The following is an 18,101-nucleotide window of genomic DNA, read 5'->3' as shown; positions in this document are numbered from 1 at the left end:
CATCTAAGCGCGAAGTCCACTTCAAGATAAGATTTCCCACCGTAAGGTTAAGATCCCAGGAAGACTACCTGGTTGATAGGTCGGAGGTGTAAGTGCAGCAATGTATGTAGCTTACCGATACTAATAGATCGAGGACTTGACCAAGAAAAAAGATGGATTGTAAAGCTAATGTAGTCAGTTTTGAAAGTATAAATTTTCAATTAAATAATTTGGTTGCTATAGCGAGAAGGATACACCTGTTCCCATTCCGAACACAGAAGTTAAGCTTCTCAGCGCTGATAGTACTTGATGGGAAACTGTCTGGGAGAGTAGGACGCAGCCAAGTAAGTAAGGACTTCAATATGAAGTCCTTTTTTACGTAAGAAAATTTTAAATAATATTTAAGAAATTTGAATTTTAGTGTAATATATTATACATATAGTAAAATTATAGAGAGTTATAAAAATATAGAAAAGTTGTTTTAACTTTTTATATGATTAAATCAGATTTATAATAAAGAGGTGTAAATATGGCAACAGTTAAGTTAAAAGATATATGCAAGGTTTATGATAATGGATACCAAGCAGCTAAAGATGTAAACATAGATATTAAGGATAAGGAATTTATAGTATTAGTAGGTCCTTCAGGTTGTGGAAAGTCTACAACGCTTAGAATGATAGCAGGATTAGAAGATATTACTAGTGGGAAACTTTCAATAGATGGAAAAGTAGTAAATGATGTTGAACCAAAAGACAGAGATATCGCTATGGTATTCCAAAACTATGCACTTTATCCTCACATGACAGTTTATGATAATATGTCCTTTGCCTTGAAATTGAGAAAGATGGATAAAAAAGAAATTGACAAAAAAGTAAGAGAAACTGCAAAGATACTTCAGCTAGAAACTCAACTAGATAAAAAACCAAAGGCGCTTTCAGGTGGACAGAGACAGAGAGTTGCTTTGGGAAGAGCTATTGTAAGAAATCCTAAGGTCTTTTTAATGGATGAACCTTTATCAAATCTTGATGCCAATTTAAGAACTGAGATGAGAGCCCAAATATCAAAGCTTCATAAGGATTTGGGAGCAACATTTATATATGTAACTCATGATCAGGTAGAGGCTATGACAATGGGAGATAGAATAGTAGTTATGAAGGATGGTTTAGTTCAGCAGATAAATGAGCCAAAAGTACTTTATGATAATCCTGCAAATAAGTTTGTGGCAGAATTTATAGGAAGTCCACAGATGAATTTCTTGGATGTTGAGTTGATAAGTCAGGGTGATGATGTCTATGCCAAGCTAGTAGGTAAAGATGATAAGTTTTATGTACCAGGAGATAAGGCAGCATATCTAAAGGAAAAGGGCTATTTAAATAAAGTAGTTACAATGGGAATTAGACCAGAAGATATACATAGAGAAAAAGTATTTTTAAATATGTCTCCTGACACACAGTTTGATGCTAGTGTAGTAATAAGAGAGTTGATGGGTTCAGAAATATTCGCATACTTTGATTTTAAGGGAATCCAGTTAATAGCCAAGTTTGATGGAAGAAATGATGTAGAATCTGGACAAGAGCTTACTCTTGCCTTTGATATGAATAGATCTCATTTTTTTGATAAGGAAACCGAAGAGAGTATATTATTTAAGAAAAAAATTTAGGTGTAAAATATAATATTTAAAATAGTTAAAGGTGGGAGTATAGATGCTCTCATCTTTTTAGTAGTTAAAATATAAAAATATTATAAAAAATATAATATACTATTGTGTAATGTACAATAGTGTGCTATACTCAGTATTAAACAAGGGAAAAAATTAATATGCTATTGTGTGATACATAATAGTATATATTTTTTATTGTAAGATATGTATAAGAATTGGAAGTGAGTGATTCCAAAAGGTAGGTGATTGTATGAATACACAATTTAAAAAGGGAGCTTTAGAGCTTTGTGTTTTGGCTATGATAAAGAGAAAAAATATGTACGGATATGAAATTGTACAAAATATTTCGAATAGCATAGATGTAAATGAGGGAACTATATATCCTATACTACGACGTTTAACAAAAGATGGATATTTTGATACCTATATGGTAGCTTCAAATGAAGGACCGGCTAGAAAGTATTATGAGATTACAGATATTGGAAATGAATATTTTGAGACTCAAAAGGAAGAGTGGTACAACTTTATAAAGATTGTAGATTATATTATAGCTGATGAAGAAAAATAAATTTGATAGGCAAGTTCCAATTTATATAAAGATAAAAATTAAGAGGTGATGATTATGACTAAAAAGGAGTTTTTAAAAGAAATAAGGTTTCATTTGGAAAGAGCATATTTAGCTTTAAATCCAGTAGAAATAGAAGATATTATGAGGGACTACGATGAGTATTTTAGAGAAGGATTAGCAGAGGGAAAGTCTGAAGAAGATTTGGTTAGCTCTTTGGGAGATCCTAAAAAAATAGTTGATGAGATGGTTGAAAATGATATAGAGGATAAAAAATATAGAAAAGAAGATTTTGACGATTATTTTCAAGTAAATAAAAAAGAAAGTAATATAAATATTGGTGAAAGCATCAAAAAGGGTGGAAAGGGAATAAATTTTATCAGCAAAAAGTTCGGAAAGATTCTAATTATATTTGGACTTGGTATAGCAGATTTAATATATTTCCCAGCAGTAATATTTACAAGTATCGGATTTATTGTATCTACACTAGCTATCTTTCTTTTATTGCCAACTCTTGGTGGAGTATTCAGTGTAATAGGTCAAAGTTCAATATCACTTATTTTTCCAGTAATATTTGCAATAGGGGCTATTATACTAGAGCTTATGCTTATGGCATTACTTCTTAAGTTAGCGTATAAGGCAAATAGAAAAATAATTTACAAGATATTTAAAAAATAGAAAGAGGTGTGAATATGAAAAAAAGATATATAGTTGCTGGAGTTGCATTGTCAATGGCAATAGTAGGAGGAGTAGGAAGTGCAGTTACTATGACTACTGCCATACCAAAATTAGATAGATATATAGTTGAAAGAAGATCTAGTCTTTTAAGTAATAAAGAAATATTTAATTCAAGCGATAAAATTAATCAGTTAAACTTGGGAAATTTAAGTCTTGCATATAATACTGAAGTAAATATAAGAAAATCTACAGACAATAAGGTAAAGGTAACTGCTACTTGTATTAATGATAAAAATTACTATGATGTAAATATTAAGGACGGAGTTTTAAGTGTTAATATAGATGAAAATAAGAAATTAGATTCAAATGCTTTATTTGATAATGGTATGTACTTAGGAGATGATAGAAAAATACACTTTTTAGGACAAAAATACTCTATTTTTTCTGCACCTAAAGAATTAATAGTAGAACAGCTAGATAAAATGGCATTGTCAGGAATGAGAATTAACAGCGATTTTACTGAAGGTATGGAAAGTGAGTCAAATAGACTATACAAGTTAAACATAGAAATTCCAGAAAGTGTAAATTTAACATTTAATCCTAGTATGAAAGAAGGATCTATTATACCAGCAAAAATAAATATAGAAGATGGTTTGATTAAAGATACAGTATCTTCAAACTCTCTATATATTATGGATATGATAAAATATAATGGAAATATTAAGAATTTCAAGCTAGATATGAGTAGATATAGTGGAAATAAAATTTCTTTAGACAATTTAGTTACTTCTTTGAAAATAGAAAAAATGGAAGTGAATTTAAATTCTGGAAATTATTTTGTAGGTGATATAGATAATAAAAAAATAGCCAATGAGGTAGTTTTCAATTTTGCTGGAAATAAGAAGAGTTTAAATGAAGATGATGATATGTATGAAATTTATAGCTCTGAAAAGAAGATAGTAGAACATTTAGTGGATAGAATCAAATATCCGAATAGTGATGATAGCTATGAAGATGATGATTCTAGTATAGATTCAAGAATTGATAGTTTGGAAAAGCAATCTAATAAAATTGCTCGTGAAAAAAGGTTAATCGAGCTTTTTGATAAGGAAATAAACAAAGCAAAGAATCATGAAGATAGCGATTATGGAGAAATAGAGAGAGATTTCTATAATTCTTGTGATGCAAGTATCAACATATACAATAATATGGCAGATAAGATTTCGATTAATGCTGGAGAGTCAAATATTAGATTACAGCTAAACAAGGATTTGAATCCAAGTCTAGATATAAAGACAAAGGACGGTATAGATCTTAGATACTATCTTGTAGATAAGGTAACTTCCGATAAAATAGTGAAAAAGGATTCTTTAAAGGAATACAAGGGTACACTTTATGATTACATAAAGAAAATAGAACCTAGCTATAAGGAAAATAGAGCTACTACAAATCCTGCTATAAGTGTTAATGCAAAATCATTGAGATTAATAGAAAAAGTTGACGAAAACAATTAAATTTAATAGAAAAGTATAATTTGAATAAAACAGGATACACAATTTGTGTTCCTGTTTTATTTTTTTAGTACAGTTTATTATATTAAATAAGAAGATTGGAAAAATTAATTACGATTTAAGTAATATAGTGTAAAATATAGATAGAGAATAAATATAAAATATATTTTATGTTGAATATAAATAAAATGTAATTTCAAATAAAAAAATAGCTTAATAAATGCAAGTTGTTCCTTATTTGATAATAACTTAGAATATAGACTTTGAAATATAAAAGCTGGAGGTGTTGTAAATGGATTTTCCTTTTGGGAAAAATGCTGTTATTTTTCTTGAAAATAACATAGAAATAAACAATATAAAAGAATATTTTAGAAAAAATAGTGCATTTAAATACTTAGAAGACCTAGATTTTAAAACAGTAAATTCCTTTATAAAGGAAGAAGTGGATTTATTTTGGCCTTTAATAGAAAGCGAAGAAACTCCTAAAATTATCTCTAGAAATGTATCTATATGTATACTCAATAAAATAATAGGCGATAGAAGAATGTTTGATGCTTTCTTTGCAGCTTTAAATTCAGCAGACATTTATATTGCTCAAAGAATATACTCTATAATGATGAATTCAGCCGAGCATAACATACCTGTAATAGAGTCTGCAAATAGAATAGAAAGATTTAAAAGAGGACTTATAAAAAAAAATCTATACCTAGATCTAGAAAATATAATTAGAGAGTACAGAAGTATTATGAATCTATTTGGGATAGTAGATTTTCCAATGATTTTGGAAAAGTATCCTCTATTGTTGAAAAAAGAAGGATATCAAAGACATCTTGCTAATAAAAAATATTTTATAGCTAATAAAATTTATGAAAATAGAATTATTTATAGCAAGATAATGGAAGATATAGATTTAAAGGCAAAATTAGAATCTAATGAATTAGTAGCAGTTGAAGGAATAGATGAAATTTTATCTTTATGTAGAGATTTTAGTTATGGAAATAAAAGTTCGAGAAGAAAAACTAGTAAGGCTGAAACAATTTTTTCAGAGGAAGTTCAAATAGGAAATAAAATACTTGATGAATTTAAAATCAAAATTTCAGAAAAAGAAAAAAGCAATACCTATCTCTTAAATGATTACATTATTAGAAAAGTAGATATTTCTAAGGAAAATGAAATAATATCTAATTTATTTGCTGAAGATATAGTTAAAGAAAAAAAGTATGAAACTGTTGATATAGCAAAAGTTAGAAAAGATGTAAAGATAGCTCAGTTAAATAATTATAAATATAAGGGAAGTACGTATGATTTAGATTTTGACAACTACTTTCAAATGGAAGCTGAAATGACAAGGCTTTTAAAAAGTATTTTGAACTCAAATGTAAAGGAAAATGATATTGCTATAATCGTTCCTAGATTAAATAGTACAATAGTATCAATGATAGAAAATATCAAAGAAAAACTTGATGTGCAAATAGAAAAAATATCAGATAGAAATAAAATTAATAATAGTAGAGTAGCTTTATCTTCAATAATATCTTATGGTATAAAAGACGATTATAATAGCTTTTTAAATGAAGATGATAAGGTAGAATTTGTAAAATTTATTTTAGATGGAATTATAAGAAATAGAGAAAATAATAGCTTATTAGATGAAGATATAGTAGATAAAGACGGAAATAATTTTATAGATGAAAGAGCTTTATCTGAAAATATATATGAAAAAGAGTTTGGAATTGATTTATATAAAATAAAAAAAGAGGATGTAAACTATATTTATATCAGAAGAAATTTAAATACATTGATGAATATAATAAGGAAAGATAGAAGAATTTTACCAGATAGAGCTAAAAGTATGGAGGAAGTATCTGAGTATATTAAAAAGTTTTTTAAGCTATATGCAGATATAGATGAAGAAAATATTAATGAAGTAAGTTATATATGTGATCTTATTAATGAACTATCTATATTTAATGAAGATGAGAAAAAAGAGGCTTTTATTTTATCAGAGGAAAAGAAATTAGATTATATAAAAAAATATATATCCACTTTCACTCCAACAAGAAGGAGATTGGAAAGAGCTAGTCTCAATAGAGTAATTCTTTTGACATATGATGAATATATACAGATGAAATTAGATAGAAAAGTAAAAATAGTATTTGATGCAAGATCTCCTTTATATGACGAGAAGATAGAGGATGAACTTAATACAGAAATTGCATATTTAGATGATAGTATTCTTTCTGAGATAGGAACAGATATGATTACTAAAAGGGCAGATTCTAGAGAATTAGCTAGACTATCTAGTAGATTGGAAGATAGAAAAATAAGTGAAAAGTTATCTATATTTTTTGCAAATGAAAAAGAGGATGAAAGTTTATATATTTTGAGTTCTTACAAATCTCTAGCTGGATATGAAATAGAAAATAGATTCTATGAAAAATTAATATTATCAGCAGGAGATAATATAGAGAAAGTACAGTTAGACTAGTTTTTAATGTAAATTTATAAAATAGATTTTAAAAGAAAAATTTTGAAGAAAGGAGTTGATATTTTATGAAGATAGTATATAGGGAAGACCAAAAAGAAATTATGGAATATAGGTCTGGAACTATGGGAATACAGGCTGTTCCAGGTGCTGGAAAAACATTTATTATCACTAATTTAGCAGCAAAACTTCTTGAAAATATGGTAAAGAATGAAGAGGGCGGAAAAATACTAGTTCTTACCTATATGAATAGTGCTGTAAATAATTTTAGATCTAGAATAAAGCAGATAGTGGAAGATAAAAATATTCCAAAGAGTAAGTTTGAAGTAATGACAATACACTCTCTGGCAATGAGTATTATAAAAGAGAATACGGAAATTGCCTTTATAAATGAAGAGTTTGAAATTATAGATGATTATAAAAAAGAGATACTTTTAAATAATGCAATAGATAGATATAGAGCAGAGATGAAAGAAAAAAGACCTAGTGCAAAAGATCCAGTTATGAGCTTTTTAGATGGTAAAAATATAAAGAAAGATACTGATAGCAAGTGGGAGAGAGAGTTTAGACAAATAGTTTCATCTGCAATTAAGCTTTTGAAATATGCTGAATTAGATTCAGACACACTAGAAAAGTTAGTAGAAAAAAGAAATGAAAAGTATAAAATAGAAAAAGATATTGTAAAAAGACAGGATTATAGAGGGATTATGAGTGTAATTTCTCCAATTTATTCATACTATCAGGAAGAAATGAGAAACAATTCCTACTTAGACTACGATGATATACTTTTAATGGCTTATAATATTTTAGTTGAAAATGAAGATATTGCAGAGGCTTATCAAAAGAAGTATAGATATGTTTTTGAAGATGAGTGTCAGGATTCAAATTTGATACAGGGGAAAATAATAGAGCTTATAGCAGCTAATAAAAATAATAGAAAAAAATCTAATAAAAACCTTGTTAGGGTGGGAGATGTAAACCAATCTATAACAGGTACTTTTGCAGGAGCTGACCCACAGCATTTTATCAACTTTTGTAAAAATGCCGACTATAGTTATAAAATGGATATGGCATCAAGAAGCTCTAAAGACATAATTGATTTAGCCAATGAATTAGTTTCTATGGTAAATAAGGATAAAAGAGATGCTTATTACAATTCTTTGGAAAAGTTGTATATTAGGGAAGTTAAAAAGGGTGCAGGATATAAAGAAAATCCAAATATTGATAACTATGAAGTATTTTATAAAAAAGCTTATTCTGATGCTGAAAATATAAACTCAATAGTAGATGAAATAAAGGCTATAAAAAAAGAACACAAGGAATATTCAATTGGAGTTTTGTCTTTTGCCAATTATAAAATTGAAGAACTTGCAGAAACTCTTGAACTAAATAATATAGAGTTTGATCATCTGGGGAGTTCTACAAACGAAAGAAAAAAAATAATAAACGACTTAAAGGCAGGTGTGGATTTTTTAATAGAGCCTAGCAATGAAGAAAATTTTAAAAAATTTATTATAGAAGCATTTATAATTAGAAGAAGTAGTCAAGTAAATTCTACAGAAAATAAGCATGAAAAGATAGTTAAGGCTAGACAAAGATTATTTGCTGAAGAAGTAGATGCCTTTGAAGAAATAGAATATTCCAAAATAGAAGAAGTAGATGGAAGTGAAATAGCAGAAATCGAAAACTATTTTAAAAATGTAGATGTAGAAAAGTGGATATATAATGATGAATATTATAGAAATTTTGCTGAGGAACCATCAGAAGAAGATAGTTTAGATGCAGTAATAAAGAAAAAATTATCCAAGATAGATATTATAAAGCATAAATTTAATATGGATAAAATCAGAGAAAAACTAAGAAGAATTTCTATGGCTAGTCAGATTAATCCAGCAGATACCATAAAGGCAATAGCAGATGAAATAGATACAAGTCATGAAGAAAGAATGTTAATAAGCTATATTTTATTTTATATAGAAAATCTTGTTAACTTTGAAAATGCAGATTTAGAAAGAGTGTCAATTGCTTTGGATAAGAAGTATTCAAGAATTTTTGATGCGGCAATAGATACAATATATGATTTGGGAGAAAAAGAGCCTGAAGCTTCTAGTGTAACTTTGGCAACTCTTCACAAGTCTAAGGGGATGGAATGGGATGCAGTAATAATTTTTGGATTAAATACAAATAACTTTCCATCTTCATACAAAGATTACTTTAGATCAGAAATAAAGTATTTGAAAGACGGATATAAGTATCCAGAAGCGGATATTAATAGAGATATAGATTATTTCAAAAATAATAAGCTTATGAAAAAAGAAGCATATGAGATGAAAGTAAAAAAAGATATTATAGATGAAAGAGTGAGACTTCTTTATGTAGGTATTACTAGGGCAAAGAAAAGACTATTTTTATTACATGGAATGAATGAGACAAATAAAGTTACAGGATATGTGTATAAGAAAAAAGCAAGTGTCTTTTTTACAGAACTAGCCAAATTTATTGATGAGAAATCTTCTCTTAGAAAAATTGAAAAATAATGATATTTATGCAAGGGTGGTGGAATTTTGGAAAGCAAATTAGCCATAAATGATAATATTGATAAAGAAGAATTAAATTATAGAATAGACAATTTATTTTTTAGTCAAAGTATGCTTAGCAGTTTTAAAAAAAATAAAGCTGAATTTATGGACAAGTATATTAGAAATATTTTTTGGAGTGATGATACTGCAAAAGATAGAGAATATGAAAAAAATATGAGCTATGGAAGAGATTTTCACAAAATGTGTCAAAGAGCATTTTTAGATATTCCAGAAGAATTAAATATTACAAGTGCTTCTAGGGATGAAAAGAAGAGAATTTATACAATTAAAGAGCAATATATAAGTATGTTTGGCAAAGATAATGTGAAGTTTTGTCCAGAATATAGTATTGAGCTTAATAGTTTAAGATTGCAGGTTAAGCTTGATTTGTTGGTGAAAGTTTACAAGGATGGAAAACTTTCCAAACTATTTATATGGGATTGGAAGGTAGAAGAAATCAATATAAGTATTGAGAAGGCTTTAAAGAGAATGCAGACTATTACATATATGTATGTTTCTAAAGAAACTGTAGGCAAGGATTTGAATTATGAAGATATAGTTATGTACTACTATCAGCCTAAGAAAAATAAGAATACAAAACTTATATATTCAAGGGAAAAACATAAGGAGTATGAAAGAGAAATAATAAAAACTATCGAGGAGATAAAAGAATTAAAAGCCTAATTTATTATAAAATAAGTTGGCAAACTAGGGAAGTATTATAAAAAGATAAGGAGATATATATGGCAGTTAGTTTTATAACAGGAAGAATACCGTGTAACAGAACAGACAAAATTTTAGATATATGTTTTGAAAAAGCTCAAGAAAAAAGTAGAAAACCTATATATATTCTTGTTCCTGAAAAGTATTCCTATGAAATGGAAAAAAGATTAAGTGAAAGACTACTCACAAATAAGGATCCATATTTTAGAATAAGAGTAGTAAGTTTTTCTACTTTAAGTAGGATAGTATATACCAATGTAGGTGGACTTAAAGAAAGAAAAATATCACAAAGTGCTAGAGCAATGCTTGTTTATAAGGCTGTTGATTCAGTTGCCAATGACCTTGTAACCTTTAAAGCTGAGGGAACAGGCGTTGGAATTATAGACAAGATTATGGATATGATAATAGAGTTCAAGCAAAATGATATGACTGTTGATGATTTGGAAAAAATGGCTTCGAAAACAGATGATGAGGCTTTAAAATATAAAATAAAGGATTTGGCAAGAGTATATGAAAAGTATGAAGATTTAATAGAGAATAAGTACTTTGATACAGAAGATAATCTTGAATTTTTTGCAAAGAAACTTGATAAATTTGAAGATATAAAGGGAGCGACAATATTTGTAGATGAGTTTACAGGATTTACTCCTATACAGTACAAAATAATAGAAAAGCTAATGATATACTCAGAGGATATATATTTTTCTCTAATGACAGATTTAAAAGGATTTAACTCTAAAAAGGGAGTTTTTGCCAATGTAAATAAAACTTTCATACAGTTAAATGAGCTATGTAGTAAAAATTCTTTAAAAAGAGGAAATGATATTGTAATGTCAAGATGTAAATATTATGAAAATAGTCAGTTAGAACATCTTGAAAGAAATATCAATGAATTTAAAGCAGTTGAGTATAGAGTTTCTGATTCAGAAAATATAGGGTATGAAGCTATTGAAATAAGAGAGTTTTCCAATACTCACAAGGAAGTTGAATATATTGCAGATGAAATTACTAGATTAGTAAGAGATAAAGGATATAGATATAGGGAAATTACTGTTGCTATGAGAGACCTTGATTCATACTCGTATTTAATAAAGGGTATGTTTGAAAATTATGATATAGGATATTTTATAGATGAAAAAATAGCAGCAAAAAATAATCCGATTATAGTTCTTATACTTTCTATTCTTGAAATGAAGCAGAAAAACTATAGCTATGATTCTATGTTTAGATATTTAAAAAGTGGCTTGACATCTATAGATATTGTAGATATTTCAATGATTGAAAACTATGTATTGGCAAATGGTATAAAGGGGAAAAGATGGTTTGATGAAAGATGGGAATATCCAATTTCACATGGATTAGAGGATGTAGAGGTTACAGAGGAAAAGACAAAGGCATATATAGATAATATAAATGAGATTAAAGATAGGATAATGGAAGCTATAATTCCTCTACACAAAAAACTTGCCGGTAAAAATACAGTAGAAGAAATATGTAGTTATTTATATGAGTTTACTTTAGATATAGCTTTGCCTGAAAGAATAGACCGTTTAATTGAAAAGTTTGAAGAAGAGGGCAATTTATACAAGGCAAAGGAATATTCTCAAGTATGGGGAATATTTATAGATATGTTAGATGAACTTGTAGAGTTTATAGGAAATGAAAAAATAGGTCTTAATAGATTTATGAAACTAATGGAAGCGGAATTTGAAGGTTTTGAACTAGGTATTATCCCACCTTCAAGGGATCAAGTGTTTGTAACGACAGTTGAAAGAATGAAAAATCCAGATACGAAGATACTTTTTCTAATAGGAGTATGTGATGGAGTATTTCCACAAAATATTTCCAACAATGCCATGATAAATGATAATGATAGAAATAAACTTTTGGATATTGGTGTAAAGTTTGACAAAGACCTTGCTTCTAGAGCATATGATGAGCAGTTTTTAATATATAAGGCTATGAGTATTTCTAAAAAGAAATTAGTAATCTCTTATCCTATTTCAGATTTTGAAGGGAAGTCTCAAAGACCATCTCCTATAATAAAAAAGGTGAAAAAGATTTTTCCAAAATTAAAGGTTAAATTTGAAGAATCAAATAAAGTTTCTAGTCTAGATGATATTTTGAAAAATCTATCTTCTAAAGAAAAACTTTTTGAAAAACTTCAGGAAGTAATCAAAGCGGATAGTAAGGATATGATTGAAGATAAGGAAAGAGAATCTTGGTTATCTATATACAATTATTTTAAAAATGATGACTGTTTTAGCCCTAGATTAGACTTAATTGGAAGTGCCTTGAATTATAGAAATACTGTTTCAAAGATGGATAAGAAGTTGGCTGAAAATATTTATGGAAAAGGAATTTTCAGTATATCAAAGCTTGAGAAATATGCATCATGTCCTTTTTCATATTTCTTGAGATATGGACTGAGAGCTAAGGAACGTGAAGTGTATGAGTTTACAGCTATGGATTCAGGGATTTATGCACATAAGATTATAGATGAATTTTCCAAGCAGATTGTCCAAAGAGATAATATAGACTGGAAGGATATTAGCAGAGACTATATAGAAGAGTCTATTAGAAGAATATCAAGTGATATTATCGAAAAAAGACAGGGATATATATTAAAAAGTTCCGCAAAGCATAAATATCTAGCACATAGAATAAATAATAATCTTATAGACAGTATAGAAATAATGATAAAACAGATAAATAAGGGAGATTTTCTGCCAAAGAGCTTTGAAGTAGAGTTCGGGTTTAAGGGGGGGCTTCCTCCAATAAGGTATAGATTAAGGGATAATAAAGAAATCGTCCTAACAGGTAAAATAGATAGAGTAGATATTTATAATGATGGCGAAATTGACTATGTAAGGGTAATAGACTACAAATCTTCAACTAAAGAGCTGAATATGGATAAGATTATGGCAGGTATACAGATGCAGTTATTTATTTATATGAATGCAGTTTTAAATTCAAATAAAAAGATAGAAAGTTATTCTGTAAATAAAGATATAGAAGCAAATTATAAACCAGCTGCTCTTTTATACAGTAGATTTAATCCTATCAAGGTGAAGTTAGATTGCCTTGATGAAGCGGAAAAAATGGATGAAGAAGAACTTGAAAAAAATAGACTTTCAGAAAATAAACTAAAGGGCTTTGTAATCAAAAATCCTGAAATAGTAAATCATTTAGATAAAACGGTAGATGTAGAAAATAAAAAATCGGATATTATGTCTATTGAGATAAAAAAAGATGGAAATTTAGCTGCTAGAACAGTTGGTCTTTATGAAGAAGATTTTGATGTTGTAAAGAATTATATTATAGATAAAACAGAAGAAATATGTGAAGCTATTTATTCTGGAAAGATAGATATAGAACCATATAAATTTGACAATGAAATACCATGTACATATTGTGAGTTTAAATCTATATGTAAGTTTGATCCTACTATAAAGGGCAACAGATATAGAGTAATAAAAAAACTTGCAAAAAATGGTAAATATGACGATGTCATAAGCAAAATGAAAGAGAAATTAAGAGACAAAAAGAAGGCAGGTGAGGAAAGTGTGGACTAAAGAACAAAAGGCGGTAATAGATAGTAGAAACTCTAATCTTCTTGTTGCAGCAGCAGCTGGTTCTGGAAAAACTGCGGTTTTAATAGAAAGAATAATAGAATTAATACTAGATAAAGAAAATCCAATAGACCTTGACAGACTTTTGGTAGTTACATTTACAAATGCAGCAGCATCTGAAATGCGTGAAAGAGTAGCTGTAGCTATTGAGAAGGCTTTAGAAAATGACCCTTCAAATGCTCACCTTCAAAAACAGATAATGCTGTTAAATAAGGCAGAAATATGCACGATAGATTCTTTCTGTGGGAATTTAGTCAAAAATAACTTTCATGTAACGGACCTTGATCCTAATGTTAAAATGGCAGATCCTACAGAAATAAAAATTATAGCATCAGAGCTCTTAAATGAGTTGTTTGAAGAGTTATATGAAGAAGAAAATGAGGAATTTTTAAGACTTGTAGATTGGTATTCTGGAAGAAATAATGATGATTCTCTGGTTAATTTAGTACTTACAGTAAATAACTTTATAGATTCATCTCCTTATCCAGAAAAATGGCTAGACGAATCTGCAGAGTATTTCAATTTAGAAGGAAAAGATGATGATTTTTATATTAGAGAATATTTGATTCCAGTAGCCAAAGACGTAGATATAGCTCTTAATAATTATAAAGAAATGCTGGCTAGTTATATTTCAGAAATAAAGGGATATGAAAAACTTGAAAAGTATTATGCTGAAAAAAGCTGGAAGTATAATAAGCTTCTTGAAATATCAGAGTGTGTAACAGAGGCAATTTCTATGGAAGACAATCTGGATATAGAGAAGTTTAATCTAAATTGGGAAAAGATGCTGAAACTAGTAGATGAAGCCCTAAATAAAAAATTTCCTGTTTTTAGAAAAAGTAAATCTTTTTCAGAAGAAGAATTGATTTGCTATGAAGAAATGAAGCCGAATTTTGATAAGATAAAAAAAGTTCTTCCAAGCGAGTATAAGAAGTTAGACATAAATGTTGAGACCATAAAGAAAGAAAATGAAATTCTCTATCCATATATGAGGGCACTTTCAAATATTTGTATAATTTTTAGAAATAAATTTCATGAGAAAAAGAAGTATATAGGAGTAGTGGATTTTGCAGATGTTGCACACTATGCCTTGGAAATACTTACTAAGGAAGAGGATGGGAAAATACTGCCTTCAGATATAGCTCTTAATTATAGAGAATATTATAGTGAAGTGTTTACTGATGAGTATCAGGATAGTAATCTTGTTCAAGAAATGATACTTTCTATGGTTTCTAAGGAAGATAAGCCTAATAGATTTATGGTCGGAGATGTAAAGCAGAGTATATATAGATTTAGACAGGCTATGCCGGAAATATTTATGGAAAAATATGAGTCCTATGACCTTTATACAGACAATGAAAGTAGCAATAATAAGAAAATTATGCTTTATAAAAATTTTAGAAGTAGAGCTGAGGTTTTAGAAGCTTGTAATCATGTATTTTCCAATATTATGAGAAAAGAAACAGGAGAGTTGGACTACACAGAGGAAGAAAGGCTTAATACGGGGGCTGAATTTGAAAAACTCGAAGGCGAAAATTCCTATGCAGGAGGTCAGGTTGAAGTATATCTTTTAGATACTAAAGAAGATGATAAAGAAGATATTTCCTATGATGAAAATGATGAAATAGAAGATATAGAAGGATTTTCAAAGGAATGTGTAAGTATTGCCAATATCATATACAAAATGGTAAATCCTGTAGATGGGCAGAAACAGTTTATGGTTTATGATAAGGATTTAAAGTCTTACAGAGCAGTTCAGTATAGGGACATAGTAATATTGATGAGATCGGTAAATAAAAAGGCTTTGAATCTTGAAGAGATACTTGCCTACTATAATATACCTGTTTATTCAAATTCTGGAGATGGATATTTTTCAACTTTAGAAGTAGATACTATGGTTAATTTATTGAAGGTAATAGACAATCCAATACAGGATATAGCACTTATGTCTGTAATGAGATCTCCTATATTTAATTTTGATTCCAATGAGTTGGCTAATATAAGGCTAATAGATAGAAATGTAAAGTTTTATGAAGCTATGTTGAAGCTTGCCTCATTTGAAAATAATGAAGAAGAGGACTGTGAGGATTGCTCTGAACTTTATCAAGATAGCACAATCAATCTATATGCAGATTGTGAGGATACTTTTGGTAATGATAAAAAATATTTAAATAAAAATAGTCAAGAAGTATTATTTAACCAGATAGATGAGAATATATACTTGGATGAGTCAATAGAAAATAATTTAGGTAAAGTAGTAAGAGAAGAAGTAAAAGAGAATAGTATAGTTTTCAAATTAGATAAACAAGAGATTCTTTCTGATGTGGAATTTTTGGAGTGTAGTATGTCTAGTATAGATGACTACGATTCATATGCAGATATTCTAAATAAGGCGGAAGAAGAAGGAAAGGGAGTTCAACTGATATTATCAGGTGAAATGAGAAAGCTACAATGTAAGGTAAGGAAGTTTATTGAAGAAATAAATGAGATGAGAGAAAAATCTCTTCTTTTATCAGTAGATGAGTTTATATGGTATCTTTTAAGAAAAACAGGATACTATGCCTATGTAGGAATGCTTGAAATGGGAGAGCAAAGACAAAACAATCTAATGCTTTTATTTGAGAGAGCAAGGTCTTATGAAAAAACTTCTTATAAGGGGCTTTTTAACTTTATAAATTATATTGAAAGAATGAAGTCAAGAGATAAAGACTTGGCAGAGGCAAAGTCTATTTCAGAAGAAGCAAATGTTGTAAGGATAATGAGTATTCATAAAAGTAAGGGGCTAGAGTTCCCTGTTGTTATAGTTGCAAATTCTGATAATGAATTTAACTTAACTGCAGATGAAAGCAATCTTTCCCTTCATCAAACCCTGGGATACGGACCAAAAATATTCGATAATAAGAGAAATATTTCATTTGACAGTAGGGCGAAAAAAAAGATAGATGAAAAAAGAAATAAGGAATCCATAGCAGAGGAAATGAGAATTTTGTATGTTGCTATGACTAGAGCTAAGGAAAAACTTATTTTCACAGCAAGAATAAAAGATAGAGACAAGAAAATAGACAAATGGAGAACTACTCCTTTGGATAATAATTTAAATACAGATTCTCTTTCTGTATTAAAAGCAAAATCATATCTTAATTGGATTATGCCTACAATTATAAATTTAAATAAAATAGAAAAGTCTATAAATGTCAGAGGAGAAGAAGTAGATATTATAGGTTATAAAGAGTGCAAGTGGAGCATTAATTATGACAAGTTCTCAGATATTAAAGATGAATATAGAAATATAATGGGAAAGATAAGTTTGGAAGAAAAAGAAGAAGCTTTACTAGAAGACGAGTTTTGTGAAAATAATAATTTAGATACAGAAGAAAAAGTTGGTAGAGAAGACTTGGATTTATCAAAAGAAGATTTTATAAATAACTTTGAAAATATGATGGAAGAATATAGTAATATAGAAAGTATGGAAGAAGTAAGACAAGAGCTTGATAAAAAGTTCAATAGTAAATATAAGTATTCTTCAAGCCTTAATAAGCCTTCTAGTATATCGGTATCAGAAATTAAAAAACTTTTAAGTCAAGATTCAATTGAAGAAGGTTTGAATCAAAATATGTATGAAAAGAAAGCTTCTGGAAATTTAAAAACTCCATCTTTTATACATTCAATAGATAAGAGTGCTGAATTTACTTCTGCAGAAAAGGGAACGATATTCCATTTGGCTATGCAGTTAATGGATTTTTCAAAGTTCGATGGGCTGGAAGAAGAAAGTGTACTGAGAAAGAAGATAGAAAATGAACTTAGTCAAATGGTATCTAGAAATATTATGACTGAGGAAGAAAAAAGTACAGTTAATGTTAGATGGATTATGAGATTTATGAGGTCTGGTATTTTTAAAGAAATACTTGAGGCTGAGAAAAATGATAGATTATATAAAGAAAAAGCAATTAACTATAGTTTAAGAATGAACTCTATATACAAAGATGAGGATATTGATGAATCTGAAAGAATTATGATGGTAGGTATTATGGATCTATTCTATGAAGATAAGGATGGGAATCTTGTTCTTTTAGACTATAAGACAGATTATGTTGCAAATGGAGATTATAGTACAATAGTAGAAAGATATAAAATACAGTTGAATATGTATGGAAATGCAATGGAAAAAATATCTGGAAGAAAAGTAGTAAAAAAATACTTATATATGTTTAGTACAGGGAAGTTGCTAGATATAACAGAAGAATAATACGCAAAGTCCACCTTTTTATTGGTGGACTTTGTATAAATTT

The 18,101-nt window shown here is 28.6% G+C and carries 9 protein-coding genes and 2 rRNA genes; all 11 read left to right on the top strand.

Annotation, left to right across the window (positions count from 1 at the left end; genetic code table 11):
- Positions 1-144 (top strand): 23S ribosomal RNA (locus BMY82_RS02560); the annotation flags it as partial.
- 64 nt (positions 145-208) lie between these two features.
- Positions 209-325: ribosomal RNA gene (rrf, locus tag BMY82_RS02555) — 5S ribosomal RNA — on the top strand.
- 183 nt (positions 326-508) lie between these two features.
- Positions 509-1,639 (top strand): ABC transporter ATP-binding protein, encoded by a 1,131-nt coding sequence (locus BMY82_RS02550; RefSeq protein WP_091974315.1) that lies wholly within the window; start codon positions 509-511, stop codon positions 1,637-1,639.
- 250 nt (positions 1,640-1,889) lie between these two features.
- Complete coding sequence (locus BMY82_RS02545; protein WP_091974313.1) at positions 1,890-2,207, top strand: PadR family transcriptional regulator; 318 nt, start codon at positions 1,890-1,892, stop codon at positions 2,205-2,207.
- A 54-nt stretch (positions 2,208-2,261) separates the two neighbouring features.
- Complete coding sequence (locus BMY82_RS02540) at positions 2,262-2,882, top strand: DUF1700 domain-containing protein (RefSeq protein WP_180366704.1); 621 nt, start codon at positions 2,262-2,264, stop codon at positions 2,880-2,882.
- A 14-nt stretch (positions 2,883-2,896) separates the two neighbouring features.
- Positions 2,897-4,396: a hypothetical protein gene (locus tag BMY82_RS02535; RefSeq protein WP_091974309.1), complete on the top strand. Its 1,500-nt coding sequence runs from the start codon at positions 2,897-2,899 to the stop codon at positions 4,394-4,396.
- Positions 4,397-4,685: 289 nt separating this feature from the next.
- Complete coding sequence (locus BMY82_RS02530) at positions 4,686-6,881, top strand: hypothetical protein (RefSeq protein ID WP_091974307.1); 2,196 nt, start codon at positions 4,686-4,688, stop codon at positions 6,879-6,881.
- A gap of 65 nt (positions 6,882-6,946) precedes the next feature.
- Positions 6,947-9,415, top strand: coding sequence for an ATP-dependent helicase (locus BMY82_RS02525; RefSeq protein ID WP_091974305.1), 2,469 nt, complete (start codon positions 6,947-6,949; stop codon positions 9,413-9,415).
- Between the two features lie 27 nt (positions 9,416-9,442).
- Positions 9,443-10,141 carry a PD-(D/E)XK nuclease family protein gene (locus BMY82_RS02520; RefSeq protein ID WP_091974303.1) on the top strand — a complete coding sequence of 233 codons (699 nt, stop codon included), beginning with the start codon at positions 9,443-9,445 and terminating at the stop codon, positions 10,139-10,141.
- Between the two features lie 59 nt (positions 10,142-10,200).
- Positions 10,201-13,755 (top strand): helicase-exonuclease AddAB subunit AddB, encoded by a 3,555-nt coding sequence (addB, locus tag BMY82_RS02515; RefSeq protein ID WP_091974301.1) that lies wholly within the window; start codon positions 10,201-10,203, stop codon positions 13,753-13,755.
- Complete coding sequence (locus BMY82_RS02510; RefSeq protein WP_180366703.1) at positions 13,745-18,058, top strand: UvrD-helicase domain-containing protein; 4,314 nt, start codon at positions 13,745-13,747, stop codon at positions 18,056-18,058. The genes addB and BMY82_RS02510 overlap by 11 nt, the downstream gene beginning before the upstream one ends.
- Positions 18,059-18,101 lie beyond the last annotated feature (43 nt).

Source organism: Peptostreptococcus russellii, assembly GCF_900110295.1.
GTDB classification, from domain to species: Bacteria; Bacillota; Clostridia; order Peptostreptococcales; family Peptostreptococcaceae; genus Peptostreptococcus; species Peptostreptococcus russellii_A.
This window is presented reverse-complemented; position numbering and strand designations above follow the sequence as displayed.